At 62.4% G+C, this 26,988-nt stretch carries 18 protein-coding genes; 5 read left to right on the top strand and 13 right to left on the bottom strand.

Annotated features, from left to right (window positions below):
* Positions 1-284: 284 nt before the first annotated feature.
* Positions 285-3,449, bottom strand: a complete 3,165-nt coding sequence (gene uvrA / locus H145_RS0111205) for an excinuclease ABC subunit UvrA (RefSeq protein WP_019948241.1) — start codon at positions 3,447-3,449, stop codon at positions 285-287.
* Positions 3,450-3,652: 203 nt separating this feature from the next.
* A complete protein-coding gene (locus tag H145_RS0111200; protein WP_019948240.1) occupies positions 3,653-5,293 on the bottom strand; it encodes an FAD-dependent oxidoreductase in 1,641 nt (546 codons plus the stop codon).
* Between the two features lie 136 nt (positions 5,294-5,429).
* On the opposite strand from H145_RS0111200, the gene H145_RS0111195 reads away from it, so the two are divergent.
* Positions 5,430-5,678 carry a hypothetical protein gene (locus H145_RS0111195; RefSeq protein ID WP_019948239.1) on the top strand — a complete coding sequence of 83 codons (249 nt, stop codon included), beginning with the start codon at positions 5,430-5,432 and terminating at the stop codon, positions 5,676-5,678.
* Here the strand turns inward: H145_RS0111195 and H145_RS0111190 are convergent.
* The 3 genes from H145_RS0111190 to asnS form a co-directional block, all read right to left on the bottom strand.
* Positions 5,669-7,426, bottom strand: a complete 1,758-nt coding sequence (locus H145_RS0111190) for an LIC_10190 family membrane protein (RefSeq protein ID WP_019948238.1) — start codon at positions 7,424-7,426, stop codon at positions 5,669-5,671. The two genes, H145_RS0111195 and H145_RS0111190, sit on opposite strands and share 10 nt — an antisense overlap.
* Positions 7,427-7,608: 182 nt before the next feature.
* Entirely contained in the window at positions 7,609-8,277 is a 669-nt protein-coding gene (locus H145_RS24160; protein WP_157541466.1) for a hypothetical protein, read from the bottom strand.
* A 78-nt stretch (positions 8,278-8,355) separates the two neighbouring features.
* Positions 8,356-9,762 (bottom strand): asparagine--tRNA ligase, encoded by a 1,407-nt coding sequence (gene asnS, locus H145_RS0111180; RefSeq protein ID WP_019948236.1) that lies wholly within the window; start codon positions 9,760-9,762, stop codon positions 8,356-8,358.
* 247 nt (positions 9,763-10,009) lie between these two features.
* On the opposite strand from asnS, the gene rpoN reads away from it, so the two are divergent.
* Positions 10,010-11,602, top strand: coding sequence for an RNA polymerase factor sigma-54 (gene rpoN, locus H145_RS0111175; RefSeq protein ID WP_026351440.1), 1,593 nt, complete (start codon positions 10,010-10,012; stop codon positions 11,600-11,602).
* Positions 11,603-11,777: 175 nt separating this feature from the next.
* Here rpoN and H145_RS0111170 read toward each other — a convergent pair whose 3' ends face one another.
* Positions 11,778-14,801 (bottom strand): M16 family metallopeptidase, encoded by a 3,024-nt coding sequence (locus H145_RS0111170; protein ID WP_019948234.1) that lies wholly within the window; start codon positions 14,799-14,801, stop codon positions 11,778-11,780.
* A 182-nt stretch (positions 14,802-14,983) separates the two neighbouring features.
* On the opposite strand from H145_RS0111170, the gene H145_RS0111165 reads away from it, so the two are divergent.
* Positions 14,984-15,376 (top strand): hypothetical protein, encoded by a 393-nt coding sequence (locus H145_RS0111165; protein WP_019948233.1) that lies wholly within the window; start codon positions 14,984-14,986, stop codon positions 15,374-15,376.
* Between the two features lie 246 nt (positions 15,377-15,622).
* Here H145_RS0111165 and H145_RS0111160 read toward each other — a convergent pair whose 3' ends face one another.
* The 4 genes from H145_RS0111160 to H145_RS0111145 all read right to left on the bottom strand — a co-directional run bounded on the left by H145_RS0111160 (position 15,623) and on the right by H145_RS0111145 (position 21,439).
* On the bottom strand, positions 15,623-17,041 hold the full coding sequence (locus H145_RS0111160) for an MFS transporter (RefSeq protein ID WP_019948232.1): 1,419 nt from the start codon (positions 17,039-17,041) through the stop codon (positions 15,623-15,625).
* 200 nt (positions 17,042-17,241) lie between these two features.
* Complete coding sequence (locus tag H145_RS20975) at positions 17,242-19,041, bottom strand: alpha-amylase family glycosyl hydrolase (protein ID WP_019948231.1); 1,800 nt, start codon at positions 19,039-19,041, stop codon at positions 17,242-17,244.
* A 58-nt stretch (positions 19,042-19,099) separates the two neighbouring features.
* Positions 19,100-19,477 (bottom strand): GxxExxY protein, encoded by a 378-nt coding sequence (locus tag H145_RS0111150; RefSeq protein WP_026351439.1) that lies wholly within the window; start codon positions 19,475-19,477, stop codon positions 19,100-19,102.
* A 69-nt stretch (positions 19,478-19,546) separates the two neighbouring features.
* Positions 19,547-21,439, bottom strand: a complete 1,893-nt coding sequence (locus H145_RS0111145) for an alpha-amylase family glycosyl hydrolase (protein WP_019948229.1) — start codon at positions 21,437-21,439, stop codon at positions 19,547-19,549.
* Positions 21,440-21,851: 412 nt separating this feature from the next.
* Here H145_RS0111145 and glgP point away from each other — a divergent pair, with 412 nt between their 5' ends.
* Complete coding sequence (gene glgP, locus H145_RS0111140) at positions 21,852-23,507, top strand: alpha-glucan family phosphorylase (protein WP_019948228.1); 1,656 nt, start codon at positions 21,852-21,854, stop codon at positions 23,505-23,507.
* Between the two features lie 221 nt (positions 23,508-23,728).
* Here glgP and H145_RS0111135 read toward each other — a convergent pair whose 3' ends face one another.
* The 3 genes from H145_RS0111135 to H145_RS0111125 form a co-directional block, all read right to left on the bottom strand.
* Positions 23,729-24,904: a glutathionylspermidine synthase family protein gene (locus H145_RS0111135; RefSeq protein ID WP_019948227.1), complete on the bottom strand. Its 1,176-nt coding sequence runs from the start codon at positions 24,902-24,904 to the stop codon at positions 23,729-23,731.
* A gap of 185 nt (positions 24,905-25,089) precedes the next feature.
* On the bottom strand, positions 25,090-25,779 hold the full coding sequence (locus H145_RS20970) for a hypothetical protein (protein ID WP_019948226.1): 690 nt from the start codon (positions 25,777-25,779) through the stop codon (positions 25,090-25,092).
* A gap of 74 nt (positions 25,780-25,853) precedes the next feature.
* Positions 25,854-26,447 carry an arylesterase gene (locus tag H145_RS0111125; protein WP_019948225.1) on the bottom strand — a complete coding sequence of 198 codons (594 nt, stop codon included), beginning with the start codon at positions 26,445-26,447 and terminating at the stop codon, positions 25,854-25,856.
* Between the two features lie 223 nt (positions 26,448-26,670).
* Here H145_RS0111125 and H145_RS0111120 point away from each other — a divergent pair, with 223 nt between their 5' ends.
* On the top strand, positions 26,671-26,988 hold the full coding sequence (locus H145_RS0111120; protein ID WP_019948224.1) for a thioredoxin family protein: 318 nt from the start codon (positions 26,671-26,673) through the stop codon (positions 26,986-26,988).

Here is a 26,988-nt window from a genome sequence, read left to right as displayed (position 1 = left end):
AGGAAAAACCAGAACTTTCATAGGGCAGGAAATTGCGTGGAATCGAAAGGAAGCGCTCAAACTAGACAAATATCATCGGCTTTTCAAATATTCGCCGATAAGAATTTATTTAAAAGTGAGTGCTCGCTCATGTATATAACGCAGTAATGGGTTCAGTTTATTGCCAACCTGCTAACTAATAGCGAAAATTGTCACCATTGCTATCAGTCGATCAAGCCGGGAAACAGGAGAGCCGGCCACCTTGCGGTAACCGGCCCTCAGCTAACCAGGAAACAGAAACTCCGCTATGCCGAAGCGTACTGACTCGTGCGCAACTCCTCGGCCAGGAAACGGGCGGTGTGGCCCTTGCCGGCCTTGGCTACGGCTTCGGGCGTGCCCTGGGCCACAATGGTGCCGCCGGCCGCGCCGCCCTCGGGGCCGATGTCGATGAGGTAGTCGGCTACCTTAATCAGGTCGAGGTTGTGCTCGATGATGAGGACGGTGTTGCCCTTGTCGGCGAGCTTGTGCAGCACGTCGGCGAGGTGGTTGATGTCTTCGAAGTGCAGGCCGGTGGTGGGCTCGTCGAGGATGTAGAACGTTTTGCCGGTGTCCTTCTTGCTCAGCTCGGTGGCTAGCTTCACGCGCTGGGCCTCGCCGCCCGACAGTGTGGTGGCTTGCTGGCCCAGCGTGAGGTAGCCCAGGCCCACTTCGTGCAGGGTCTGGATTTTGCGCAGGATGCGGGGCTGGAACTCGAAGAACTCCACGGCCTTTTCCACCGTCATGTCGAGCACGTCGGTGATGGACTTGCCCTTGAAGCGCACCTCCAGCGTTTCGCGGTTGTAGCGGCGGCCCTTGCAGGTTTCGCAGGGCACATGCACGTCGGGCAGGAAGTTCATCTCGATGGTGCGAATGCCGGCGCCCTCGCAGGTTTCGCAGCGCCCGCCCTTCACATTGAACGAGAACCGGCCGGGCCCGTAGCCCCGGATTTTCGATTCGGGCAGGTTGGCAAACAGCTGGCGAATCTCGGTGAACACGCCGGTGTAGGTGGCCGGGTTCGAGCGCGGCGTGCGCCCAATCGGCGACTGGTCCACCTCAATTACCTTATCAATAAACTCCAGCCCCTCGATGCTGCCATAAGCCAGCGGCTCGCGCTTGGCCTTGAAAAAGTGCTGGTTGAGAATGGGATAGAGCGTGTCGTGAATGAGGCTGGACTTGCCCGAGCCCGACACGCCCGTCACGGCCACCAGCTTTCCCAGCGGGATTTTGGCCGTCACGTTCTTGAGGTTGTGGCCCTTGGCCCCACGTAGCACCAGCTCGTTGCCTTCGCCCTTGCGCTTCTTCTTGCGCAACTCGATGTGCTTCTGGCCGCTCAGGTATTGCGAGGTGAGCGAGCCGGAGCCGAAGATTTCGGTGGGCGTGCCCGAAGCCACGATGTGGCCGCCGTGGATGCCCGCGCCGGGGCCGATGTCGAGCACGTGGTCGGCGTGCATAATCATGTCCTTGTCGTGCTCCACCACTATCACCGAGTTGCCCAAATCGCGCAGGTGTTGCAGGGCCTTGATGAGCCGCTCGTTGTCGCGCTGGTGCAGGCCGATGCTGGGCTCGTCCATGATGTAAAGTACGCCTACTAGTTGCGTGCCGATTTGCGTGGCGAGCCGGATGCGCTGGCTTTCGCCGCCGCTCAGCGTGCGCACCGAGCGGTGCAGGTTTAGGTAATCCAGCCCCACTTCGAGCAGGAAGCCGATGCGCTTGCGGATTTCCTTGAGCAGCTCGCGGGCAATCAGGTTCTGGCGCTCCGAGAGGCGGTCTTCCAGGCCCACGAACCAATCGGCCAGCTCGTTGAGGTCCATTACCGACAGCTCGCCGATGTGCTTGCCGTCGATTTTGAAATGCAGGCTCTCCTTTTTGAGGCGGTAACCGTGGCACTCGGGGCACTCCTGGGCCTGGGTGTACTGCTGAATCCACTCCCGAATGTTGTCCGACTCGGAGTCCATCTGGCGGCGCAGAAAAGGGATGATGCCCTCAAATGGCTCGGCGTAGCCGGGCAGCTTGGGGTCCTCGGCTTCGTCTTCGGATATGCCGTAGAGCAGGTGCTGGAGCAGTTCGGGAGCCAGCTTGTGCAGGGGAGTGCTCAGGCTGGCCTTGTTGCGCTTGAGAATCTGGCCCAGCTGCTGGAAAATCCAGATGTCGCGGTAGTCGCCCAGCGGCGCGATGCCACCGCGGCTGATGGTCAGCTTGAGGTCGGGCATGACCGTTTCCTCGGTTATTTCCTGCACCTGGCCCAGGCCGTTGCAGGTGGGGCAGGCGCCATAGGGCGAGTTGAAGCTGAACGTGTTGGGGGCCGGGTCGTCGTAGGCAATGCCGGTGGCCGGGTCCATCAGGAAGCGCGAAAAGAACTGGGTGTTGTCCTTCTTTTTGGTGTCGGGGTCGAGCACGAGCATGGTGCCCTTGCCCTGGGTGAGGGCGTTCTGCACCGAGCCCGAAAGCCGGAACCGGTCGTCCTCCTTCACCACCAGCCGATCAATCACGATTTCGATGTCGTGGATTTTGTAGCGGTCGACCTGCATTTTGGGCGTCAGGTCGAGCAGCTCGCCATCCACCCGCACCTTGGTAAAGCCCAGCTTGGCCACCTGCTGAAACAGCTCGCGGTAGTGGCCCTTGCGGCCCTTCACCACGGGGGCCAGCACTACCAGCTTGCGACCGTCGTACTCTTTGAGGATGTAGTTGATAATCTGGTCGTCGCTCTGCCGGATCATCTTCTGGCCCGTAGCGTAGCTGAAGGCCTCGGCCGTGCGAGCGTAGAGCAGGCGCAGGAAGTCGTAAATCTCGGTGATGGTGCCCACCGTGGAGCGCGGGTTGCGCGAGGTGGTTTTCTGCTCGATGCTGATAACCGGCGACAGGCCCTCGATTTTGTCCACATCGGGCCGCTCCAGCCCGCCCATAAACGAGCGGGCGTAGGCCGAAAACGTCTCCATGTAGCGGCGCTGGCCCTCGGCGTAAATCGTATCGAAAGCCAACGATGACTTGCCCGAGCCCGAAATGCCGGTAAACACCACCAGCCGCCCCCGCGGAATCTGCACCGACACGTTCTTCAGGTTGTGCTCGCGGGCGCCGTACACCTCAATGTAGGGCGCTTCCAAATCGGCCGGCCCGAGCAGCTGCCCGCCGATGGGGGCGCGGTTTTCAGCTATGGTTTCGCTCACCACCTCAGCCCGCGGCACCGCCTGCACGGCGGCCGTGCTGTGGTGCCCGTTGCCCTCCGCCACGGCCGCGGCTACCGAAACAGTACCGGCGCTGGGCTTGCTGGCCTTGGTGGTTTTACCCGTCCGGGCTGTTTTGGCCGGTTTGGCAGGGGGCGTTTGGGTGGTGGTTTCAGCTGGGGAAGCCGGTTTGGCAGCCCGTTTAGCCTTGGCAGCCGGGGTAGTTTTCGTAGCAGAAGAAGCGGAAGCGGCAGTCGATTTTTTGGCCATGCGGCAGCGGAGCGGATAAGTCGGCAAAGGTAAGCGAAACGCGGCCCGATGGCTAATGCGAATAGCTTTTCAGTCAGGCAGTTTCGGCGGCAGCCCAGCTGGGGCCCCGGTCGGATGGAGCATAACAGCCGAACCGCCCCGTTTGTGCCCGGTAGGCTAAACTTCCCGGTTGTTCGGCGGCAGAAGCGGAGCCTGCCCTTAGCCTACAGCAGTTCTGCCCACTCGATTTCCCCCCGGGCAGCAGCCGGCGTGGGCATCCGGTTGCGGCGCAGCAGCTCCATAATCACCAGCATATCATCGTCGCGGCCCATGCCGGCGGCGGCTACCAGGCGGTTTTGCTGCACGTAGAGAGCCAGGAAATCCTGCTTGTCTATTTGGCCCTGGAAGATGATTTCGTCGTAGTCGGTGGCGTGGCCGGCGTAGCGCAGGCTTTTGCCAAATTGCTGGGTCCAGAAGAAGGGGACCTCACTAAAGGCCTCTTTTTGCCCCAGCATATTGCGGGCGGCGCAGGCGCCGTGCTGCTGGGCCAGCCGCCAGTGCTCGATGCGGTGCCGGCCCGGGCCAGCGGCCTGCGGAAACAGGGCCACGTCGCCGGCCGCGTACACGTGCTCGGCCGCCTGCAGATGTGCATCCACACGCAGGCCGCCGTCCTTTTCCAGCTTAAAAGCTTCGGCCAGAAATTCGGTGGCCGGTTGCACACCTACGCCCAGCACCACTACATCGGCGGGTAGGCGCCGGCCCGAGGCTAAGCGCACGGCCGTTATGCGGCCATTTTCGCCTTCCAGCGCCTGTACTTCGGCTTCCGCCTCAAATTGCACTCCATGGCTGGTGTGCAAGTGGCGAAACATCGCCCCGATTTCCGGCCCCAGCACCTTTGCAAATGGCTCCTTATCCCGCGCTACTACGGTAATCTGCCGCTTTTTTCCCTGCGCCTCGTTTTCAGCGGCCAGGCTGGCGGCAGCTTCCATGCCGATAAAGCTGCTGCCGATAATAACTACGTGCTCGGCATCGGCGGCCGCCTCCCGAATGGCTGCGGCATCCTGAACGGTGCGCAGGAGTAGCACGCCGCCAAGGTCGTGGCCGGGCAGCTGGGGCAGGGTGTTGGGCCGGCTGCCGGGGGCCAGCAGCAGCTTGTCGTAAGTCAGTGGGGTGCGGCCGGCGAGTTGCAGCTGGCGCTGCTGCAAATCCAGACCGGTGGCGCGGGTATCCGTCAGCAGTTCAATGCGGTGCTGCTCATAAAACTTGGCCTGACGCAGTGGTAGCGCCTTTTTATCAGCTTTACCAGCCAAGAAGGCCTTGCTGAGCTTGGTGCGGTCGTAGGGCGCGGCCGGGTCGGCGCCGACCAGCACGATGCGGCCGCCAAAACCTTCGGCGCGCAGCGTCTGGGCCGCGAACTGGCCGGCGGCTCCGGCGCCCACAATCACGAAGGTGCGTTCGTCCGTTGCAGTGCGGTCGGGGGCGGGCGGGGTGCCGCCTACCAGGGCCGTGGGCGTGGCGTCGGGGCTGTCGGCGGCCGCGGCGGGGTGGGCGGGCAGCGTCACCCAGATTCGGCCGTCGGCTACGCGAACGGGGTAGGTGGGCAGGTCGTCGAGGGCCGGGGGCTGGCACAGGTGGCCGTCATCCACCCGAAAGCAGGCGTGGTGCCAGGGGCAAACGAGCTGGTCGTTGATGATGCGGCCCTTTTCGAGCGGGGCGCCGTAGTGCGGGCAGCGGGCGGCCAGCGCCTGGTACTGGCCCTGGCGGCGCACCAGCAGCACTTCGGTATCGGGCGTGGCAGGGTAGGCGCGCATTTCGCCGTCGTTCCGGAGGGCGTCGGCAGGGGCAAGGTCGATTTCGGGAGGCATGGCGGCGGGAGCAGGTGGGTGTTTATGCCAACGCGCCGAAGCGGAGCCGGGTTATAAAACCGGTCGGCGGCCCGGCACACTTCATCCTGTAACCCTGCCAGCGCGTACAAACACAACTCACCAATCCGCCCGCCTCATGCCCGTCCCTTACCAACCCATCAACTGCTCATTCTACGACGAGCTGGAGGCCCGCGCCACCACCGGCCAGCCCTGCACGCTCACCTATCGTACCGAACCCGACACGCCGCCCAGCACCTACCACGGCATCATCCAGGACCTGTATATCCAGGATAAAGTGGAATACCTGCGCCTGGCCGACGGCTTCGAACTGCGGCTGGATAACCTGCTGGCCGTGGATGACAAGGAACTGCGGAATTACTGCTGAGTCAGCTGGTTTGCCGTGGCAGAGGCTGTATCGTTTATCGGCGGCTTCTTATGCTCCAATCCGCGCCGAAAACCCTGGCTGATATGGGGGCCGCGCCAGTGTAAATCGGGCGGTAGGGAACCGGCGGCGCAGGGCAGCGGGGCATTGTTGCAGCGGAAGCCGGTGCCACGGATACCCAGCCGAACGGGCCGGCCTTCAAGCTGAGTGGTGGTGACAGGCAGCGCCGCGTACGGGGCCGGCCGCAGCCAGTTGGCTAGGTTAGATGGGGTGATTTCGTGGCGCAGGCCGTTCAGCCCGTACACTAGCGCCCCACCCAGCACTGCCCGCCGTAGCCAGACACGGCCGGGCAGCTGACCCGCCAGCAGCCCGGCCCCCATGGCTGCTGCCCCAATCAGGTAGCCGTAGCCAAACCGGAAGGCCGGTGCGGCTGCAAACCACCCTCCGCAACACCCCAGCAGTAGCCAAAAGAATACTTGTGCATCTCGCAGCTTTCGCCCCCGGTGTACCAGCTGCGCCAACACCAGTCCAACCGCTAGCCCGACTACGGCCAGGGCCAGAAAACGGTCGTGCGGGGCTTGCTGCTGCCACCAGAAGGGTATCCAGACCGCCGCTGGCTGCAGGCCCCCGCTGGCCCAATCGGCTTCGGGCCAGCGGGCAAAGTGGCGGATTTCCAGCAGATCGGCCGCGGCTTGGGCGGTGGGTACAGTCCAGTCGAAGGGTAAAGCGGCCCAGGGGGCCATCGGGTAGGCCGGGTAGCCCGATAGCACCATGTTGCGCCCCAGCCAGGGCAGGAGCACTCCGGCACCCACGAGCCCAGCCAGTCCCAGCAGGCGTGGCGCCGACAAACCGGCCGGCCGCAGCCGCCAAAGCGCGAAACCCAGGGGCAGCGCCAGGTAGCCGGCCGAAGCTTTGTAAGTGATGGCCGTGGTCAGCAGCGCCAGCAGCAGCCCCGCTTCGGCCCGGGTGAGCGGAGCCGGGCCCCCGGGGGCCAGTAGTTTTTCCAGCAGCCAGCCCAGCAGCAGTAGCGTCAGGATAGTCACGCTGCTGTCGGGCATGGGCGACGAAATCCAGGGGCGAAAGACAATGAAGCTGTAAATCAGGCTCACGCAGCCGTACACAACCAGTACCACCGACGATTGGGGGCGGGCCAGCTGCCGAGCGGCATAGTTTATTAATAGCACGAACCAGAAACTGCCCACTGCCTGCTGCCCCATCGAGGCCCATGGGCTGTCGGCGCGGGCGCTGAAAAAGGCCGTCAGCAAGTGCAGGTGCGAGTTGAAGGCCAGCCGGCCGTGCAGGTTGCCTAGGCCCGGCACCACCGGGTAGGTCTGCAGCCACTGCACCGTTTGGGCGTGGTACAGGCCGGTGTCCGATAGAATGGGCATCTGCGCGGCGTGCAGCAGCAGCAGCGCCCCGAATACCAGCACTACGGCCGCTACGCTCAGCCAGCCTGACCGTCGCCAAGAGGACTTCACCCCCGCCCACCACATCTGCCGGGCCGCCGTTGGGGCCTTCAGCCAGCACCACAGGCCATAGCCCGCCGCCGTGGCACTCAGGCTCCACTGCACGGCCGGCCCAATGCTCACCCCAAACGACAGCAGCGCCAGCACCCAACTCAGGCCCGCCAGCCCGGCAGCCAGCAGCAACTCGGGCGGCAGCGAACCGGCCAGTCGCCGACCCAGCAGCATCCGTCCCAGTCCATAGCTCACGCCCGCCACCCACAGCCACAACAGAAGCACTAGGAGCATATGGTTTGGGCGGTTAGCTGACAGTTAGTAGCTTTTTATGTTGATGATGCGGGAAGGCCTCCGCCTCGCCGACGGCTTCGAGCTACGCTTGGATAACCTGCTGGCCGTGGACGATAAGGAGTTGCGGAATCACTGTTAAGTAGAGTGCCAAAACCGACTTAATCTCCGCGGTTTCTCCATAGTCATCTTGGAATCACATACTTATAGGCTCTGCTTTCAGATAGCAGTGTATCCTGCCATTGCTCAATTAATGGTGTGTAGGGTCTAATTCGCCTCCAAGTATTATCAGGCTGGTTAGGCGGCAACTTGGTAACTATATTGATAAATGGTGACAGTGGCCGAACAATAAACGTGTTGGGCCTAGGCGACGGATATCCATACTCAGGTCGTGCAGGCCTTAGCTGTATGTTGCCCCATTTACCTTCAAAAATAACTTGATGCGAGTTCTCTCTGTCTTGGTGCTTCCACCAATCGTAAGCATACATAGGTGCAAGCAGCGGAAGGAAGGCGGTCCAACCAATAATGAAGAGCAATAAAAAAGAAATCAGAAAGTATGCGGCCGCAGCCTTTAATAGCAGCCCTACAGCTTTTTCAAACCGCAACCTGAACTTATGAAATGTTTGCCGGCTGAATAGTAGCGGCACATCAATAATGAAGTAGTGCGGACCAAGACCTGTAAGCGTAAGTAAGACGGCTGTTACTCCGAGCCATAGTCCATACTTGAGTCTGGTAAACTCAAACCAAGAGAAAGCGCTAAGTAAAAGCAAGCTCACACTGCCCGCCCAGCTCCAACCCAGCGCACCTGCAATGGCTTTTCTCAACCACTTCAATATTTGCTGGCGGGGAGGCATAGCGGATAAGGCTAATGCGTCGATAACAACGCCCAGCTAATGTAGCCGGGCGTTGTTGTCAAACAAGAATGTAAGTGTTTAAAACTCCGCGCTGCCGGGGAAGCGGGGGAAGGGGATGACGTCGCGGATGTTGGCCATGCCGGTGATGAAGAGGATGAGGCGCTCGAAGCCCAGGCCGAAGCCGGCGTGCGGCGCGGTGCCGTACTGGCGCAACTCCAGGTACCACCACAGCTCGTGCTCGGGCACCTGCATGGCGGCCATGCGGTCCTTCAGCTTACCCAGGTTTTCCTCCCGCTGCGAGCCGCCGATGATTTCGCCGATGCCGGGGAACAGCACGTCCATGGCGCGCACGGTCTGGCCGTCGTCGTTGAGCTTCATGTAGAACGCCTTGATATCCTTGGGGTAATCGGTCAGGATAACCGGCTTCTTGAAGTGCTTTTCCACGAGGTAACGCTCATGCTCGCTCTGCAGGTCAGTGCCCCAATCCACAGGGAACTCAAACTTCTGCTTGGCCTTCTTCAAGATTTCCACGGCCTCGGTGTAGGTCAGGCGCTGGAAGTCGTTGTCGACCACGAACTGCAGGCGGGTCAGCAGTTCCTTGTCGTACTGCTCGTTGAGGAACTTGAGGTCGTCTTGGCAGTGCGCCAGGGCGTAGCGCACGAGGCTCTTGAGGAAGTCCTCGGCCAGGTCCATGTTGTCCTGCAGGTCGTTGAAGGCCACTTCGGGCTCAATCATCCAGAACTCGGCCAGGTGGCGGGCGGTGTTGGAGTTCTCGGCCCGGAAGGTGGGGCCGAAGGTGTACACCTTGCCCAAGGCCATGGCGGCCACCTCGGCCTCCAACTGCCCCGATACGGTGAGGTTGGTTTGCTTGCCGAAAAAATCCTGCGCGTAATCCACGCCCGATTTGTCTTCGGTCAGGGGCGGGTTTTGGTCGGGCAGGGTGGTTACGCGGAACATCTGGCCCGCGCCCTCGGCATCGGAGCCCGTAACGATGGGCGTGTGCACGTAGTAGAAGCCGTGGTCATTGAAGTACTGGTGCACCGCGAAGGCCATGGCGTGCCGGATGCGCAGAATAGCCCCGAACGTGTTGGTGCGGGGGCGCAAATGCGCGATGCCGCGCAGGAATTCGAGCGAGTGGCCCTTTTTCTGGAGCGGGTATTCGTTGGTGTCAGCCGAGCCATACACCGTTATTTCGTCGGCCTGAATTTCCACGGCCTGGCCCTTACCCTGCGAAGCCACCAGCTTGCCGCGCACGGCAATGGCGGCGCCGTTCTCCACGCCGTCGGCCCGCAGCTTGTCCTCCGGAAATTGCTCGGCGTTGGCTACTATCTGAATCGAGTTGAAGCCCGAGCCGTCGTTGAGGGCGATGAACTGCACGTATTTGTTGCCGCGGCGGGTGCGCACCCAGCCTTTCACCAGCACCTCGCGGTCGAGGTCTTGGCTACGCAGCAGGTCCTGCACGCTGGTTTTTCGGAGGTCAGACATGGTTGGAGTCGTAAGTTGGCTGTAAAGGTAGAAATGTAGCGCGAAGCTCCCGCTTCGCGTATCGTTGCTGACAGCCGCGCCGCTGGTCATCGTTCAACGACGCGCGAAGCGGGAGCTTCGCGCTACAGTCGGGCAATGGTTCGGGCTGCCGGCCAACTTTTCCTTCCCGATTCAAGTACAGAAGGGCTACATTTGGCTTACCTACCCCCATGCCGAAAACCCGGCGGGGCGTACCGTTTTCGAGCGTATGCAACGACTGGACATGAAGCAGCTTCTTTCGCAGAAGCTGAGCCCCCAACAGATTCAATTTATCAAGCTGCTCCAGATTCCGACGGCCGAGCTGGAGGCGCGCATCAAGGAGGAGCTGGAAGTGAACCCGGCGCTGGAAGAAGGCGAGGACGAGCCCGAGGATGAGTTCGACGACCTCGACGGCGGCGACGACGATGAGGCGGACGACGACTACGACGACCCCGATGCCGCCCTCGACAACCCCGACAACACGCTCGACGAAGACTACGACGCTGACCAGCGCGACGAGCAGCCCGAAGTGGAACTGCCCGTGAAGGAAGAAGCGCCCGAGGCGCCCGAATCGAATTCGGAGTCGGACGACCTCGACCTGAGCGACTACCTCAACGACGACGAAATTGCGGGCTACAAAATGCAGGGCGACGGCCCCGGCGAGGACGAGGACGGCCGCGAAATGCCGCTGGCCGACACCAGCGGCTCGCTCATGGACAACCTGCTCAGCCAGCTCGGCTTTTCGGGCCTCGATGAGCGCCAGCAAACCATCGGCCGCCAGCTCATCGGCTCCATTGATGGCGACGGCTACATCCGGCGCGACCTGTCGGCCATTGCCAACGACCTGGCTTTCTCGCAGAACCTGGAAGTGAGCGTGCCCGAAATCGAGGGCGTACTACACGTGGTGCAGACCTTCGACCCGGCCGGCATTGGGGCCCGCGACCTGCAGGAGTGCCTGCTATTGCAGCTGGAGCGCCGTCCGCAGGAGGAAACCGTGGAAAACGCCGAGCGCATCCTGCAGGACACCTACGAGGAGTTCACCAAGAAGCACTACCAGCGCATTCAGCAGAAGCTCGACCTCGAAGATGAAGAGATAAAGGAAGCCATCGGCCTCATTCTCAAGCTGAACCCCAAGCCCGGCGGCAGCGGGCCGGTGGGCGGCGGCAAAATCCAGTACATCATCCCCGACTTCCTGCTCAGCCACGACAACGGCCAGTTCAACCTCACGCTCAACACCCGCAACGCCCCCGAGCTGCGCGTGTCGCCGGCCTACACCGAGATGTTCCGGGCCTACGACAAGGCTTCGAAAAAGGACAAGAAAATGAAGGAGGCCGTGACCTTCGTTAAGCAGAAGCTCGACTCGGCCAAGTGGTTTATCGATGCCATCCGGCAGCGCCAGAACACGCTGTTGCGCACCATGGACGCCATTGTGCGCTACCAGCGCGAGTTCTTCGAAGAGGGCGACGAAAGCAAGCTGCGCCCCATGATTCTGAAGGATATTGCCCAGGAAATCAGCATGGACATCAGCACGGTGAGCCGGGTGGCCAATTCGAAAGCGGTGCAGACGGAGTTCGGCATCTACCCGCTCAAATACTTCTTCTCCGAAGGCATTGCCACCGACTCGGGCGAGGACGCCAGCTCGCGCGAGGTGAAGTATATCCTCAAGGAAATCATAGAAGGCGAGCAGAAGAAAAAGCCGCTTTCCGACGACAAGCTGGAGAAAATGCTTAACGCCCGCGGCTACAACATCGCCCGCCGCACAGTGGCCAAGTACCGCGAGCAGCTCAACATCCCGGTGGCCCGCCTGCGCAAGGAGTTGTAGGAGCTCACCCCCCGGCCCCCTCTCCTCGGGGAGAGGGGGGGCGTTCTGGTAGAACAGTTTTTGCGTCTGGCTCCCCCTCTCCCCGAGGAGAGGGGGCCGGGGGGTGAGGTAAACGCCAAACGGCCCGGCTCGCACTGTGCGAGCCGGGCCGTTTTACTTAGCGACTGACGACGGACTAGTCTTTGTCCTTGTCGCGCTTGGACTTCTTCTTCTCCTTTTTGCCTTTGGCGCTCTTGTTCACCACTTTCACCTTCTCGGTGTCGGGGGTGGGCATTACGCTGTCGGGCGTGGCCGTGGAGGTGGCAGCGGCCGACACGCGGTTGCCGTCGTTGTCGAGTTCCACCACTTCGTAGCCCAGCTCCGTCAGGCCGGGGAAGGCCTTGGTCCGGTCGCCTACTACCACGATGTACATGTTGTCGGCGGGCAGATACTTCTGGGCAATACCCTGCACATCCTCCTTCTTCAGGTTTTTGAGGATGTCGCTCTGCTGCTTCACGTAGTCGAGGGGCAGGTCATACTCCACCAAGCGGCTCAGGAAAGCGGCTTTCTGCTGGCCGGTTTCGTAGCGCAGCGCGTCGCTCTGGCCCACCGAAGCCTGCAGGAACTGCAGCTCCTCGTCGGTAATACCGTTGCGGTAGTTCTTGATTTCCGACATAAACTCCTTCACCGAAGCGGCCGTAGCATCGGCGCGCACGCCGGCCGAGGCCGTGTACGGACCGGCGTAGCGGCTGCCCTGGAAGCCCGAACGGGCGCCGTAGGTGTAGCCTTTGTCTTCGCGCAGGTTCAGGTTGATGCGCGAGTTGAAGGCGCCGCCGAGCAGGTAGTTGCTCAGGTAGGCGCGGTAGTAGTCGCCGGTGGCGTCGTAGGTGAGGGGCGAGAGGTAGCCCACCCGGATTTCCGACTGCGCGGCGCCGTCCTTGTTCACAAAGTAAATGCGCGTCTTGTCGGGCTGGGCGGCCGTTTCGCCGGCCGGCAGGCTGATCTGCTTCTGCTGCCAGTTGTTGAGGAAGCCCAGTTGCTTGGTCAGCGTCGCCTGGTCCACGTCGCCGGTGGCCACGAGGTAGCTCACGTTGGGCGCGTAGTAGTCCTGGTAGAACTTCTTCACGTCGTCGAGCGTGATGCTGCTCACCGTGGCGGCCGTGCCGCTCGATGGCACGCTCATGATGTCGGCCGGGTTGTACACCAGCCGGTCGAAGGTTTTGTTGGCGATGAGCACCGGCTGGGTTACCTGGTTGGCAATGTTTTCCAGGGCCTGCTTCTTGAGGCGGGCGAAATCGGCCGCATCGAAGCGCGGGTGCAGCAGGCGCTGCTCGAGCAGGGCCATGGTGGCGGGCAGGTTCTTGGTCAGCGTCTGCACGTACACGGTCGTGTTGTCGTCGCCGGCACCTACCCGAATGGCGCTGCCGAGCTTGTCGAGCTCCGAGCTGAACTGCTCGGCGGTGTATTTCTCGGTGCCCTCGTTCATCATGGCCGCCGTGAGCGAGGCAATGCCGGCCTGGTTGCGGTTGAGCTGCTCCAGGCGCCGGCCGCCCCGGATGGTGAGCAGCATGGTGGCGGTCGGAATCTCGGTGTTGCGGTTGCCCATCAGGCGCAGGCCGTTATCGAGCTTGCTCTGCCACACCACGGGCACCTGCACGGCGGGCGCGGTGCCGGCCTTGGGCTGCTTGGTGCGGTCGAAGTTGTCGGTGGGCTTGGTGTAGGTGAGGCCTTCGTAGCCGTAGTTGGGTGCCTTGTAGCCTTCCTTGGAAGCCGTGTAGTTGTCGGGCTTCACCGGCGGAATAGTGCCGCCCTTGGGCACCACGCTCAACACCACGGCGTGCTTGCCCTTGATGTACTGGTTGTATACCCGGTTCACATCGGCCGGCGTCACGGCGCGCAGCTGCTTAAGCTCCAGGGGCAGGCGGTTGGGGTTGCCGAAGTAGGTCTGGTTGGCGGCCAGCTGGCTCACCTTGCCGGCCACGCTGGCCAGCCCGTTCACCACCTGCGCCTCGGTGCTCGACTTGAAGCGGGCTACCTGCTCGGCGGTGGCGCCGGTGCGCTCAAACTCGGCCAGCGAGCTGCGGACCTGCATTTCGAGGCTGTCGAGGCCTTTGCCGGGGAAGGGCAGGGCTACCATCGTGAATTCGCCGGCCAGCTCCGAACTGGAGTTATAGGCCTGGGCCTGCACGGCGCGCTGGGTTTTGATGAGGTTCTTGTAGAGCAGCGAGTTCTTGCCCTGACCAATAATTTCGGCCAGCGCGTCGAGCGCGTACTCGTCGGGGTGGCCGCTGGGAACGGTCGGGAACACCACCTGCAGCATCGGGAAGCGGATGTTGTCCTGGTAGCTTACGTAGCGGTCCTGGGTCAGCACCGGGGCGGGCAGCTTCTGGGCGGCCACGGCCGGGCCCTTCGGAATAGAGCCGAAATACTTGCTGGCTAGGCGCACCACATCGGCCGCCTTCACGTCGCCGCCCACGGTCAGGGTAGCGTTGTTGGGGCCGTACCAGCGCATGAAGAAGTTCTTCAAATCGTTCACATCGGAGCGGTCGAGGTCTTCGAGGTAGCCGATGGTGAGCCAGCTGTAGGGGTGGCCGTAGGGGTAGAGCGTCTTCGAGACGTTCTCGGAGGCCAGGCCGTAGGGGCGGTTATCGTAGTTCTGGCCCCGCTCGTTTTTCACCGTCGAGCGCTGCACCTCAAACTTTTGCTGCGTTACGGCATCGAGCAAAAAGCCCATGCGGTCGGCTTCGAGCCAGAGCGCGGTTTCGAGCTGGTTGCTCGGCACGGTTTCGTAGTAGTTGGTCCGGTCGCGGTTGGTCGAGCCGTTCAGGGTGCCGCCGGCGGCGGTTACGAGCTTGAAGTGCTGCTCATCGCCCACGTTGTCGGAGCCCTGGAACATCATGTGCTCGAAGAAGTGAGCAAAACCCGACTTGCCGATCTGCTCGCGGGCCGAGCCTACGTGGTAGGTCACGTCCACGTGCACCAGCGGGTCGGAGTGGTCTTCGGTTACCACCACGGTCAGGCCGTTGGGCAGCACGTACTTCTCGTAGGGAATCACCAGCTCGCCGGGCTTCTGGGTGACTTTCTCCACCAGCCGGGCGCCGCCTACCATCGGGGCAGCCGTGGTTTTGGCCTTGGTGGTAGTGGTTTTTTTCTGGGCCAGCGCGGGCTGAATCGACAGCGTGGCGCCGAGGCCCAATAGCAACAAGTGGTTGCGCGTCATAAATCGGTGGGAATGAAGTGGAATGGATTGCGGCCGGAAGATACGCAGCCAAGGACAAATCCGCACCCCCGAAGTTGCACAGCCCGGTTCGCTCATTGACTGCCTCCCTTATTCACCGCCTCCCGCATTCGCCAACCCACTGCCCGTACCTTTGCCGCGTTGCCCGTCTGCTTTTGCTGCCAATGCCCGTTGCCGATTACGTTCTCGTTTCCTACCGCCCCGACCTGCAGCTGCTGATTATGCGCGGGACGCGGCCGGCCACTTCGGCCGAGCACCGCGCCGGCTACCAGGAGGCGTTGCGCGTGGCCCAGCCCCGGCAGGCCGGCCGCTGGCTCATCGACCTGCGCAGCCGCGGCCTGGCCACCCCCGCCGACCTGCACTGGATTCTGGACGATTTTCGTCGGGAGCTGCACGCGGCGCTGCCCGGCGTGGCCTGCCGCATTGCCTACTTCACCAGCCCCTACCACGCCGACCTGCTCACCACCCGCCTCCAGGAGCTGAACACCAAGCCCGGCGCCCTCGAAATCCGGGTATTCGTGGAAGAAACCCCGGCCTACGAATGGCTTGGGCGGTGATTTGGTGAGGTGGTGAGTTGGTGAAGTGGTGAGGTGGTGAAATGGTGAGTTGCCGTTTCGGGGGCCTGATTAACCTGTCATCCTGAGCACAGCGAAGGACCTTACCACGCTGGAACGACCGTAACAACGATTCGTTTTTGCGGAACAAGGTCCTTCGCTATGCTCAGGATGACAGGTTAATCAGGCCCCCGAAACGGCAACTCACCATCTCACCAAATCACCAAATCACCAAATCACCATCTCACCTCAAAGCCGCGGGTCGAGTTCTACCGGGGTGTCGTAGGCGGCGCCTTCCAGGGCTGTGGGCTCGGCGGTGGTTAGGCGCACGTCGTCGGCGTCGTTGACGCGCAGGGTGAGCAGGCCGGCTAGAATCATGGAGGCGCCGCCTAGTATGAGCGTGTAGATGGGCTGCTCGTTGAAGACGTGCTTGGTGAGCGGGCCCAGTACCAGGCCGGCCACGCCCTGCGGAATCACGATGAAAAAGTTGAATACGCCCATGTAGTAGCCCATTTTGTTGGCCGGCAGCGCTCCGGCCAGCATGGCGTAGGGCACGCTCAGGATGCTGGCCCAGGCAATGCCCACGCCCACCATCGACACCAGCAGGTAGTGGTAATCCTGCACGAAGTAGATGGAAATCAGCCCCAGCCCGCCCAGCACCAGGCACAGCATGTGCGTGAAGCGGCGGCTGGTGCGCCCCGCCACCCAGGGCAACAGCAGCGCCACCACCGCCGACAGGCCGTTGTACATCGAGAAGCACACGCCCACCCAGTCGCCGCCCTTATTGTAGAGCGCCGAGGTGGTGTCGGTGGTATGGAAAATATGGCTCGTGACGGCCTGGGTGGTGTAAATCCACATCGAAAACAGCGCAAACCACGAAAAGAACTGCACCACGGCCAGCTGGCGCATAGTGCGCGGCATGTGGAAAATGCCCTGAAACGACTCCTTAAAACCGTTGACCAGGCCGGCGGTGCGCCGCTTTTCGGCCTCGAACTCGGCCAGGTTTTCGGGCGGATACTCGCGGGTGCGCAGGATGGTCCAGAGCACGGCCAGGAAGAACACCAGCCCGCCCACGTAGAAGGCGTACTTGAGCGAAAGCGAAATCTGGCCCGGCTGGGGCGTATTTTCTACCCCGAACCAGTTGGCAAATATCCAGGGCAGCGACGAGCCCACGATGGCGCCCACGCCGATAAAAAACGTCTGGGCCGCGAAGCCGGTGGTGCGCTGCTCGGAGGGCAGCACGTCGCCTACCAGCGCCCGGAACGGCTCCATGCTGATGTTGATGCTCGAATCGAGCACCCACAGCATGCCCGCCGCCATCCACAACGCCGACACGTTGGGCATCACGACCAGCGAAATGGAGGCCAGCAGCGCGCCAATAAAGAAAAACGGCCGCCGCCGCCCCCAGCGCGGGCTCCAGGTGCGGTCGGAGATGTAGCCGATGATGGGCTGCACCAGCAGGCCGGTGATGGGCGCGGCCAGCCACAGGTAGGCAATTTCGTCGGTTTTGGCCCCCATGGTTTCAAAAATCCGGCTCATGTTGCTGTTCTGCAGCGCGAAACCGAACTGGATACCCAGAAAGCCGAAGCTCATGTTCCAGATTTGCCAGAAACTCAGGCGGGGCTTGTCGCGGGTATCGGCCGAAACTGTGGCGGTGGGGGAAGCCATGTGGTGGGAGTTTGGGGGGTAGGTATTAGGGCTTAGACTTTAGAACGTAGATGTTAGCGCTTAGAAGGGTTTGTCATTGAGAGCGAAGCGAAGAATCTCGCGCGGCTGCCGTTGAACGATAATCGCGCAACAATAACACGCGAGATTCTTCGCTTCGCTCTGAATGACGTTCTCGCTAAGCCCTAACACTTAAGCACTAACTACTTGATTTCAAAGATATGGCTGCTCTGCGGAGCCAGCGTAACGGCCTGGCCGTTTTGCGCACTGCCGGCCGGCGCCAACAAATCGGTGTAGCTAAGCGCCTTGTCAGCAGGCCGGCCCAGCCGCTCGCGCACTGGCGCGGGCAGGTTCAGGTCGAGCGTATAAGTTTGGCTGGGGCTGAAGTTGACGACGACCAGCAGCGTTTCACGGTCGGTGTAGCGCAGGTAGGCGTACACACGCTCGGCGTTGTAGTTGGGGTTCTGGGCCGCCAGCGTGCTTTGCAGCTCGTAGAAGCGGCCCCGGCGGATGGCTTCGCGCTGGCCCGAGAGCGTGAGCAGGCGCACGTAGAACTCGTGCAGTTGCTTCTGCTCGGGGCTGAGCCGGCCGCCGTCGAACTTGCCGCCGTTCAGCCATTTCTGGTGCTCGGGCACGCCCCAGTAATCGAAAATGGTGGTGCGGCCGTCCTCGCCCGAGAAGCCCTCGGCGCCGCGGCCCGGCTCGCCCACGTCCTGCCCGAAGTACAGCATGACCGGGCCCGTGCCCAGCGTGGCCGAAACCGTCATGGCCGGCAGGGCGGCGCGGGGGTTGCCGGCGAAGTCGGGGCTGGCAATGCGCTGCTCGTCGTGGTTTTCCAGAAAGCGCAGCATGTGGCCCCCGAAGCCCCGGCTTTCCTCGCGCCAGACCCGCGTGATGTCGCGGGTCGTGCCCTCGTCGCGGGTGAGGCGGCGCAGGCCGTCGTAGAGGCCCACTTTGTCATAGAGGTAATCGAAGCCGCCGCGCTCGATGTACATCTGGTAGGTTTTGGCGTCGTAGGCCTCGCCGATGAACAGCAGGCCGGGCTTCACCTTTTTCAGCTCCGGAATCACCCAGGCCCAGAACTCGACGGGCACCATCTCGGCCATGTCGCAGCGGAACCCGTCCACGTCCTTGCGGGCCCAGTACACCAGGATGTCGCGCATTTTCAGCCACGTATCCGGAATCGGGTCGAAGTGGGGCTGGCGGTTGTGCTGGTAGTCGACGCCGTAGTTGAGCTTGATGGTTTCAAACCAGTCGTTGACGCTGGGTGCGGCCGAGAAAACGTCGTTGCCGGTGGCCTTGGCGGGGTTTTCCTGGTACTTGCCATCCTTGTGCGGGGCCGGCAGGCCGCCCAGCGGGTTGTAGTCGGCGGGCACTACAAAGGGCTGGCCGGGCAGGTAGTAAAAGTTGTTGCTCGGCTTGAAAGCCTGGGTATTATCGTCCTGCTCGCCCAGGTCGACCACGCCGGCCGGCCGGGCATCCGACTTGTAGGAGCGGGCTACGTGGTTGGGAATGAAGTCGATGATGACTTTGAGGCCGTTGTTGTGGGTGCGCTGCACCAGGGCCTCGAACTCGCGCAGGCGGTTGGGCACGTCTACGGCCAGGTCGGGGGCCACATCGTAGTAGTCCTTGATGGCGTAGGGCGAGCCGGCGCGGCCTTTCACCACGTCGGCATCGTCGGCCGGAATGCCGTGCTGGGCGTAGTCGGTCATGGTGGCGTGGTCGAGCACGCCGGTGTACCACACGTGGCTGACGCCCATGCGCTTGATGGCCTGCAGGGCCTGGTCGTTGATGTCGTTGAACTTGCCGACGCCGTTCTGCTGGGCGGTGCCGTAGGGCTGGTTGGTGGCGGTCTGGTTGCCGAACAGGCGCGTCATCAGCTGGTAGATGACGAGCTTGTGGTCCTGGGGGGCTTCTTCGGTGGTGTTATCGTCGGGCGGGAGCATGGCGGGTTTTTGGGGCGAGCAGGCGGCGAGGGCGAGCAGGAGGAGGAGGCGTTTCATCGTTCTGGTGTTTTTAGCCCGCAGAGGGCGCAGTGTTTTCGCAGAAGGCGCAGTGTTCTTACAGGCCGTTCACTTTGCGGAATATTCCCTCCTTGATAAGCGGGACGTTGAAGTTGATGAGCAGGCCGAGTTTGTGGCCGGACAGTTTCAGGTAGGTAAGCAACTGCTTATGATGAACTTCTAAAAGCACCTCTACCGACTTTAACTCGATTACTACTTTCCCTTCTACCAACAAGTCCAGGCGAAACCCGTTTTCCAACCGCAACCCATCATACACAACTGGCAGGGCTACTTGATTTTGTACGTGCAGCCCGATTTTGCGCAACTCATGCGTCAGCACGGTTTCGTACACCGACTCCAGCAGCCCCGGGCCCAGTGCAGTGTGAATAGCAAACGAAGCCCGCCGCACCTCAAAGGATATCTTGTTTTCGTCCATACACTGCGTCATCTGCGAAAACACTGCGCCCTCTGCGGGCTAAAAACACCAGAACAACCGAAAACGAATCTACCGCAATTCCACCACCCACGCCGACAGCCCCGGCACGGTAAACGACTTCAAATCCGGCACCACTGCCCCCGTCGTTACTTCCACGCCCGAGGTAAACCCGCCCGTGCGCTCCACGAACCGGGCGCCGTCGAGGGTGCGGGGCTTGTCAGTTCCATTGAGCACCACCATCACCGTGCCCTCGGGGGCGTAGCGGAAGTACACGTACACGCCGTCCTGCGGGATAAACTGCATCAGCTTACCGCTGTGCAGAAACGCGTGCGACTTGCGGTAGTTGGCCAGCTTGCGCACGTACTCAAACGCCTCGCCCGGCTGGCCGGGACGGGCTTTAAAGTAGTTGAGCGCGTCGCCCGCGAAGCCGCCGGGGAAGTCGGCGCGCACCAGGCCGTCGGGGTTGCTGAAGTTCTTCATCAGCACCTCGGTGCCGTAGTAGAGCTGCGGGATGCCGCGGGTGGTCAAGAGCCAGGCCAGGCCCATTTTGTAGCGGGCGAAGTCCTCGCCAATTACCGAGTAGAAGCGGCTTACGTCGTGGTTGTCGAGGAACGTGACGTTGCGTGAGGCGTCCTCGTACAGCCAGTCGCCCTGCAAGGCTTCGTAGAGCTTGAGCATGTTGCCCGACTTCAGGGCATCGTGCAGCGCGAAGCTCGACTGGAAATCGAGCACCGACGGAAGGTTGGCCTTGAACCCATCGACGGGCTGGAAGATGTTGCGGGCGAAAAAGGCCTGCTGGGCCGTGCTGCCCACCCAGGCCTCGCCGAACAAGGCCAGCCGCGGAAACTCCTCCTGCATGGCCTGGCCCCAGTCCATCAGAAACTTGGGGTCAGAATACGGATAGGTGTCGATGCGGTAGGCGTCGAGGCCAGTGTATTCCACCCACCACAAAAAGTTCTGAATCAGGTAGGTAGAAACCAGCGGGTTGGCTTGGTTCACGTCGGGCATGGTGGTGTCGAACCAGCCTTGATTGTAGAGCTTGCGGTCGAGCTGCGAGCCGTAGGGGTCGTTGAGGGCGGAGGCGTTGTAGTTGCTGCGCGTGAAGCCCGGCCACTGGTTGAACCAGTCGGGGGCGGGCTGGTCGAGGAACAGGTAGTTCTTCGAGCCCATGTGGTTGAGCACCACGTCGTGCACCACTTTCAGGCCGTTTTGGTGGGCCCGCTGCACAAACTGCCGGTACTGCTCGGTAGTGCCGTAGCGGCGGTCGAGGTTGTAATAATCGGTGAGGGCGTAGCCGTGGTAGCTGGCTTTGGGCATGTCGTTTTCGACTACCGGCGTCAGCCACAGCGCCGTCACGCCCAGGGTTTTAAAGTAATCGAAGTGCTGCTCAACGCCGGCCAGGTCGCCGCCGTGGCGGCTGTACATCGAGTCGCGGGCCACTTTGGGGGCGCGCATGCCTTTGATGTAGTCGTTTTTCGGGTCGCCGTTGGCAAAGCGGTCGGGCAGCAGGAAGTAGATGAAATCCTGCTGCGTGAGGCCCTGCACCTGGCTGGGGTCGGTGGGCGTGGTGCGCTGTTTCAGCTCGTAGGCGTAGCTGAACTTTTTGGGGCCTTTGAAATCGAACTGGAGCCGGCCGGCGCGGGCTTCGGGGGCGATGGTGAGGTGCAACACCAGGTAGTTGGGGCTGACGAGCTGCTGCACGCTGTCGAGGCGCACGCCGGGGTAGGGGCGGAGGGAGGCCGTGGCCGCGCGGATGCCGGGGCCGTGCACCAGCAGCTGCAGCCTGGGGTTTTTCATGCCCACCCACCAAAACGTGGGGTCGATGCGCTGGATGGGCGCGGCTTTGGCGGCGGCCGTTGCGGCGGGGGCGGCGGAAATAGCGGAGGCCGGGGCAGCCAGGGTGGGGGCGGCCGTGGCCAGCAGCGCGCCGGCCAGCAGGGCCAGGAATCGGGAAGCGAACATACGCAAGGTGGGAAGGCGGAACGTAATAGACAAAGTACGCCCTCACTCACCCGCCGCGCTACTGTTTCGGGGCCCCAAAATGATGATGTGTTGACGAATGTACATGCTGCCTTGCCCCAACTGGCTACTGCGTGCCGATCAGCCAGTTAATGAGGCATGAGACCAGCTGCCGCGGCAACCTGGTTTCTCGCCGCTATCCTGGAGCCAACTTGCTGATGCCGTTGGGCATGGCCTGGCCGCGGGGCGCTGGTGCCTGCTTGGCTTTTAGTGGTGGCCTGTTGGCATTTCGGCGGATTGGGCGGGAGGACGGCGCGCCGGGCAGTTCTTTTCTCGTTTTTTTGGGTGTTCGTTGGGCCGGCGCTGCCGCCGCCCGACCCGTGGTTTTTTCCATCACCCCGCAACTGCTGCCCCTATGGCTTTCGACCTTTCGTACTACACTCCCGCGCCCGAGTTTGCCACGCCGGCCGCGTATTTCTCCATGGAATTCGCCCTCGATCAGGCCCTGAAAACCTACTCGGGCGGCCTGGGCTTTCTGGCCGGCTCGCATATGCGCTCGGTCTACGAGCTCAAGCAGAACGTCATCGGCATCAGCATTCTGTGGAGCTACGGCTACTACGACCAGACTCGCAACGAGGACCAAACGATGCGGGCCGAGTTCCACCGCAAACACTACAGCTTCCTGCAGGACACCGGCCTGACCTTCCCCATCACCATCCACGATGCCCAGGTGCAGGTGCGCGCCCTGTACCTGGCCCCCGAGACGTTCGGCACGGCCCCGATGTTTTTCCTGACCACCGATATTCCGGAAAACGACTTCATCTCGCGCACCATCTCCCACCACCTCTACGACGGCGACACGGCCGCCCGCGTGGCCCAGAGCATCCTGCTGGGCGTGGGCGGCGGCAAGCTGCTCGACGTGCTGGGCCGCAAAACCGAAGTCTACCACCTCAACGAGGGCCACGGCCTGCCGCTGGCGTTCTACCTCTACGAGAAGTTCGGCCGCGACCAGCAGAAAGTGCGCGACCACCTGGTGTTCACGACCCACACGCCCGAGCTGGCCGGCAACGAGGAGCACCCGCTGGAGCTGCTCTATAAGATGTCGTTTTTCGGCAAGCTGACGCTGGGTGAGGTGCGCGATTTGGGCATCGTGCAAAACGACCGGGTGAACTACACGCTCACGGCCCTGCGCTTCGCCCGCATCAGCAACGGCGTTTCGAAAGTGCACGGCAAAGTGGCCAACGACATGTGGGGCACCAACGCCGGCATCAGCCCCATCATCGCCATTACCAACTCGCAGAATGGCACCTACTGGCGCGACGAGAAGCTGCACGAAGCCCTGGAAGCCAACAACGACGCGGCCCTGCAGGCCCGCAAGCGGGAGCTGAAAAAGCGCCTGTTCGATATCGTGGCCGACCAGACCGGCAAGCTGCTCGACCCCGATGCCCTCACGCTGGTGTGGGCCCGCCGCTTCGCCGGCTACAAGCGCGCCGACTTAATTCTGCGCCACTTCGAGCGGTTTAAAAAGCTGGTAACCGACACCGGCCGGCCCCTCCAGGTTATCTGGGCCGGCAAGCCTTACCCCAAGGATTTCGGGGCCATTGCCGTCTTCAACAGCCTCATCGAAAAGACCCGGAACTTCGATACCTGCGCCGTGCTCACGGGCTACGAGCTGGGGCTGTCGGCGGCCATGAAGAAGGGCTCCGATATCTGGCTGAATACCCCGCGCTTCCCGCGCGAAGCCTCGGGCACCAGCGGCATGACGGCCGCCATGAACGGCTGCATCAGCCTGAGCATCCCCGACGGCTGGATTCCCGAATTCGCCCGCGATGGCGAAAACAGCTTCCTGCTGCCCCTGGCCGACCTGCACGCCTCCGAAAACGAGAAAGACGACTTCGAAGCCACCGGCATCCTCGACGCCCTCGAAAACACCATCATCCCGCTCTACTACGACCAGCCCGCCAAGTTCCTGGCCATGCGCAAAGCCGCCATGCGCGACGTAGAGCCCGAGTTCGAGTCGGGCCGCATGGCGAAGGAGTATTATGAGCGGATGTATAATTTGAGGTCTTAGGAGCTTAGGTTTTAGGTCTTAGATAGGGTTTCCAAACAGGGTCCCGCACTGCTACACGCATAGCATTGCGGGACCCGGTTGGTGGCTTAGAGTGGGCTGTAGAGACGCGACCCATCGCGTCTCCTCGTTGCTGATGTTGTTAAGGCTGCAGTGGGTCGTTCAACGCCGAGACGCGATGGGTCGCGTCTCTACAGCCCATACAGAAACCTGCGAGTCGCCTCCTACGCCGTCAGGATGTGCGGCACGAACTCGGAGAGGTTGGTGATGATGCCGGGGTCGCGGCGGTAGCTGAGGGCGCAGGCCTCGCCAGCCCAGAATACGCCCGCCTGATAGCGGCGGCCCTGGGTGTCGGTTGGAAAGGCTAGCCAGCGCTGGCGCAGCTGGGGCTGATGCCCGAAGTCGCCGGGCTCCTGCTGGCGGGTGCGGATGCCGTCCATTTCGGTCAGGTTCTGGCCTTCGCGCCCGAACAGGGGCTTGCGGACGTGGTGGCCCGGCAGGTTGCGCAGGCTGGCCTCTACCAGCAGCGGGTGGTGCGGAAACGTGTCCCAGAGGTGGGCCAGGATGGCTTTGCTCTGGAACAGCAGCGTGTAGGCGGGGTTGGCGATGATGACGTCGCGGGTGAGCAGCAGGTGGGTCAGGTCGGCGGTGAGGGCGGGCTCCTCGTCGGCCAGCAGCTCCCAGGGCACCAGCTTGAACAGGAAATCGAAGCGCTGCCATTTATCCGGCTCCACTTCGGCCCAAACGCCGCGCTCTTCGCCCTGCACCGACACGCGCATGGCGTCCACGCTGCAAACGTGGGCCGTGCCGAACCCGGCGGCACGGGCCGCTTCGGCCAGCACGGCGCAGTTGGTTTCGTCCTCGGCGCTATCGGGCAGGTGTACCAACAGCAGGTGCGGGTCCAGGTCGGGGTTGAGTTCGCGCCAGTGGCGCAACTGGGCTTCCAGGCCCTCGAACAGGCCGTTGGCCTGCCGCTCGTGAGCGGGGCGGCCGGCGGCCATCAGGCAGGCCCACTGCACCACGGCCGTTTCGGGAATACTGGTGGCGGTATCGGCGTTGAACTCGACCAGCTTGGGGCCGTCGGGCGTTTCGGCCAAATCGAAGCGGCCGTAGAGGTGCCAGTGCCGGTCGTCGTTCCAGCTGTGGCGCACGGCTTCCCACAGGTTCGCCGGGATGCCCAGCTGGCGCAGAAAGTCGTCGGGAATCGGGTCGGGGATGGACTCCACCAGCATCTCATAGAGCGTATCGGCGGCCTGCAGCAGCGTTTCGGCCTCGGCTTCCGATACCGCCAGGGCCTCGGGCGCCAGGTAGGCGGCGCAGGCTTCCTCCACCGCCCAGTCCCAGCCCAGCTCCCGGATGGCCGGCTCCACATTGCCTGATAGCGGCAGCAAACGAATCATACGCAGTGGCTGAAAGGTTGAATTTGGGTGTATTGCTTTGGCGAAACGGCTGTAGCGCGAAGCTTCCGCTTCGCGTATCGCTGAACAGTTGCACATGGCGCGGCAGTCAGCAACGACACGCGAAGCGGAAGCTTCGCGCTACAGCCGTTCTGTGAAAGTCGGTCAGCAGGAGAGAAGCTGGCCGGTTAGCCGCCGAAGCCCCGCGAGCCGCCCCGACTGCCGAAGGTGCTGCGGCTGCTGTTGCTGGGGGCCGAGCTGCGGAACGTGCCGCGCGGGGAGTTGCGCTGCACGCTGGAACTGGCGCTGATGCCCGCGTTGCCGCCGCTACGGCCGCCCGTAAACCCCCGCCCATAAAAGCCCCGCCCCTCATTTTCGCGCTCCCGGGTAATGGTTTGGCGCCAGCCGTTATTGCCCTGCATGACACCCGGCGAGGCGTAGGCGCCGGCGTTGGGCGTCATCCAGCGGCCGGCCATGTAGCCGATGCCACTCCACATAAGCACGTCCATCATGCCGCGGCCGGCCACCCGGTTTTCGGGGTTCTGGCGGGTGTAGTTCTGCATCTGCTGCTGCAGGGCCTGGCCCTGCAGGGTGTCAACTTTGCCATCGGCGTGCCGCAGAATGGCCGCTACTTCTTCCTTGCCGGCCGGCCGCTCGGCCGTAATTTTCCACTCGCCCGGCTGCGTCTCGGTCATTTCGGTGATGACGCCCTGGCTGTAGGAGTCCGTGGCGGCATTGTCCCAGGAGGCTTCGGCGGCTTCGGGGCGGCTGTCGTTGGAGGAGCAGGCCGGCAGCACGCCCAGGCCCAGGCTGGCCGCGGCCGTGAGCAGGAACAGGTTGCGGCGCCAGTCGCCAAGGCGATAAAACGGACGGTTCATACAGGAAAGACTGTGAGGATAGACAGGAAGCAAAAATAGCAGGAATATGGCTCGGAAGCCCTAAGCCCTAACGCCTAAGCCCCCAGCACTTTCCCCAGCACCTGCCACACGTTATCGGCCAGCAGTTTCTGGCCCTCGGCGTTGGGGTGCACGCCGTCGGGCAGGTTGAGGTGGCGCTGACCGATGACGCCCTGCAGCAGGAAGGGCACAAAATCGACCTCGTTCTTGTCGGCCAGCTGGCGGAACAGGGCGTTGAACTCCTGGGCATAGTGGCCGAGCCGGCCGCCGGCCAGCGTGGCCAGCGGGCCCAGGTCGAACGGAAACTCCAGGCCCACCAGCACGCGGCGGGCCTGGGGGTGGGCGTGCTGCACCGCGTCGAGGATGAACTGCAGGTTCTGGGTGGTTTCGCGCACCGGAATGCCGCGCAGGCCGTCGTTGGCCCCGAGTTCGAGCACGAATACGTCGAGCTGGGGGAAGCGGGGCAGTACCGTGGGCAGGCGCTGGCGGCCGCCGGCGCTGGTTTCGCCGCTTACGCCGTAGTTGTGGGCCTTGTAGGGCAGGCCAAGGGCGTCGATTTTCTCCTGAATGCGCGAAGGAAAGGAAGCACTGGCCGGCAGCTGGTAACCGGCCGTAAGCGAGTCGCCGAAAAAGAGGATGTTCTGGGGCATAGAAGTAATGAGGCCAGATAGGCAGAAGCTAAACGCGGCCGGCGGGCCAGAGTTCCGGTTGGGTGGGAGGCCGCAGTACCTGAAGCCAAGCCGCAGCCTGCAATCAGCCAACCACAAAATTCAAGTTTGAGAACCTTTCGGGGGCTTTTTACCGTTACCTTTGCCGGCAGATAAGAATGATTCTTATCTGAAAACCCGCTAACTGTCACCAAACCCCTTCGTAATGTCCGTTATCAAAGCCACCGACGCCGATTTTCAGCAACTGCTTCAGGAAAATGAGAAAGTAGTGGTGAAGTATTACGCCGATTGGTGCGGCAACTGCCGCCTGTTTTCGCCCAAGTTCAAGCGCCTGGCCCAGGCCGAAGGCAACGAGGACGTGAAATTTCTGGACGTGAATGCCGAGAACAGCCCCGAGGCCCGCAAGCTGGCCAACGTAACCAACCTGCCGTTCTTTGCCGTGTTCCGCAACGGCGAGCTGGTGGACACGGTAGCCGCCAGCAAGGAAGAGGCCGTCGCCTCGCTTATTTCCCGCCTCAACTAA

It is taken from the genome of Hymenobacter aerophilus DSM 13606 (assembly GCF_000382225.1).
GTDB lineage: Bacteria > Bacteroidota > Bacteroidia > Cytophagales > Hymenobacteraceae > Hymenobacter > Hymenobacter aerophilus.
The sequence above is the reverse complement of the archived record's forward strand: the minus strand, read 5'-3'. Positions and strand labels throughout refer to the sequence as shown.

Coding starts and splice junctions, on each gene's coding strand:
- H145_RS0111135 (WP_019948227.1), bottom strand. CDS start 24,904: ATGATTCGTTTGCTGCCGCTATCAGGCAATGTGGAGCCGGCCATCCGG.
- glgP (WP_019948228.1), top strand. CDS start 21,852: ATGGCTTTCGACCTTTCGTACTACACTCCCGCGCCCGAGTTTGCCACG.
- H145_RS0111120 (WP_019948224.1), top strand. CDS start 26,671: ATGTCCGTTATCAAAGCCACCGACGCCGATTTTCAGCAACTGCTTCAG.
- rpoN (WP_026351440.1), top strand. CDS start 10,010: ATGCAACGACTGGACATGAAGCAGCTTCTTTCGCAGAAGCTGAGCCCC.
- H145_RS0111165 (WP_019948233.1), top strand. CDS start 14,984: ATGCCCGTTGCCGATTACGTTCTCGTTTCCTACCGCCCCGACCTGCAG.
- H145_RS0111145 (WP_019948229.1), bottom strand. CDS start 21,439: ATGTTCGCTTCCCGATTCCTGGCCCTGCTGGCCGGCGCGCTGCTGGCC.
- H145_RS0111200 (WP_019948240.1), bottom strand. CDS start 5,293: ATGCCTCCCGAAATCGACCTTGCCCCTGCCGACGCCCTCCGGAACGAC.
- asnS (WP_019948236.1), bottom strand. CDS start 9,762: ATGTCTGACCTCCGAAAAACCAGCGTGCAGGACCTGCTGCGTAGCCAA.
- H145_RS20975 (WP_019948231.1), bottom strand. CDS start 19,041: ATGAAACGCCTCCTCCTCCTGCTCGCCCTCGCCGCCTGCTCGCCCCAA.
- H145_RS0111170 (WP_019948234.1), bottom strand. CDS start 14,801: ATGACGCGCAACCACTTGTTGCTATTGGGCCTCGGCGCCACGCTGTCG.
- H145_RS24160 (WP_157541466.1), bottom strand. CDS start 8,277: ATGCCTCCCCGCCAGCAAATATTGAAGTGGTTGAGAAAAGCCATTGCA.
- uvrA (WP_019948241.1), bottom strand. CDS start 3,449: ATGGCCAAAAAATCGACTGCCGCTTCCGCTTCTTCTGCTACGAAAACT.
- H145_RS0111160 (WP_019948232.1), bottom strand. CDS start 17,041: ATGGCTTCCCCCACCGCCACAGTTTCGGCCGATACCCGCGACAAGCCC.
- H145_RS0111150 (WP_026351439.1), bottom strand. CDS start 19,477: ATGGACGAAAACAAGATATCCTTTGAGGTGCGGCGGGCTTCGTTTGCT.
- H145_RS0111125 (WP_019948225.1), bottom strand. CDS start 26,447: ATGCCCCAGAACATCCTCTTTTTCGGCGACTCGCTTACGGCCGGTTAC.
- H145_RS0111195 (WP_019948239.1), top strand. CDS start 5,430: ATGCCCGTCCCTTACCAACCCATCAACTGCTCATTCTACGACGAGCTG.
- H145_RS20970 (WP_019948226.1), bottom strand. CDS start 25,779: ATGAACCGTCCGTTTTATCGCCTTGGCGACTGGCGCCGCAACCTGTTC.
- H145_RS0111190 (WP_019948238.1), bottom strand. CDS start 7,426: ATGCTCCTAGTGCTTCTGTTGTGGCTGTGGGTGGCGGGCGTGAGCTAT.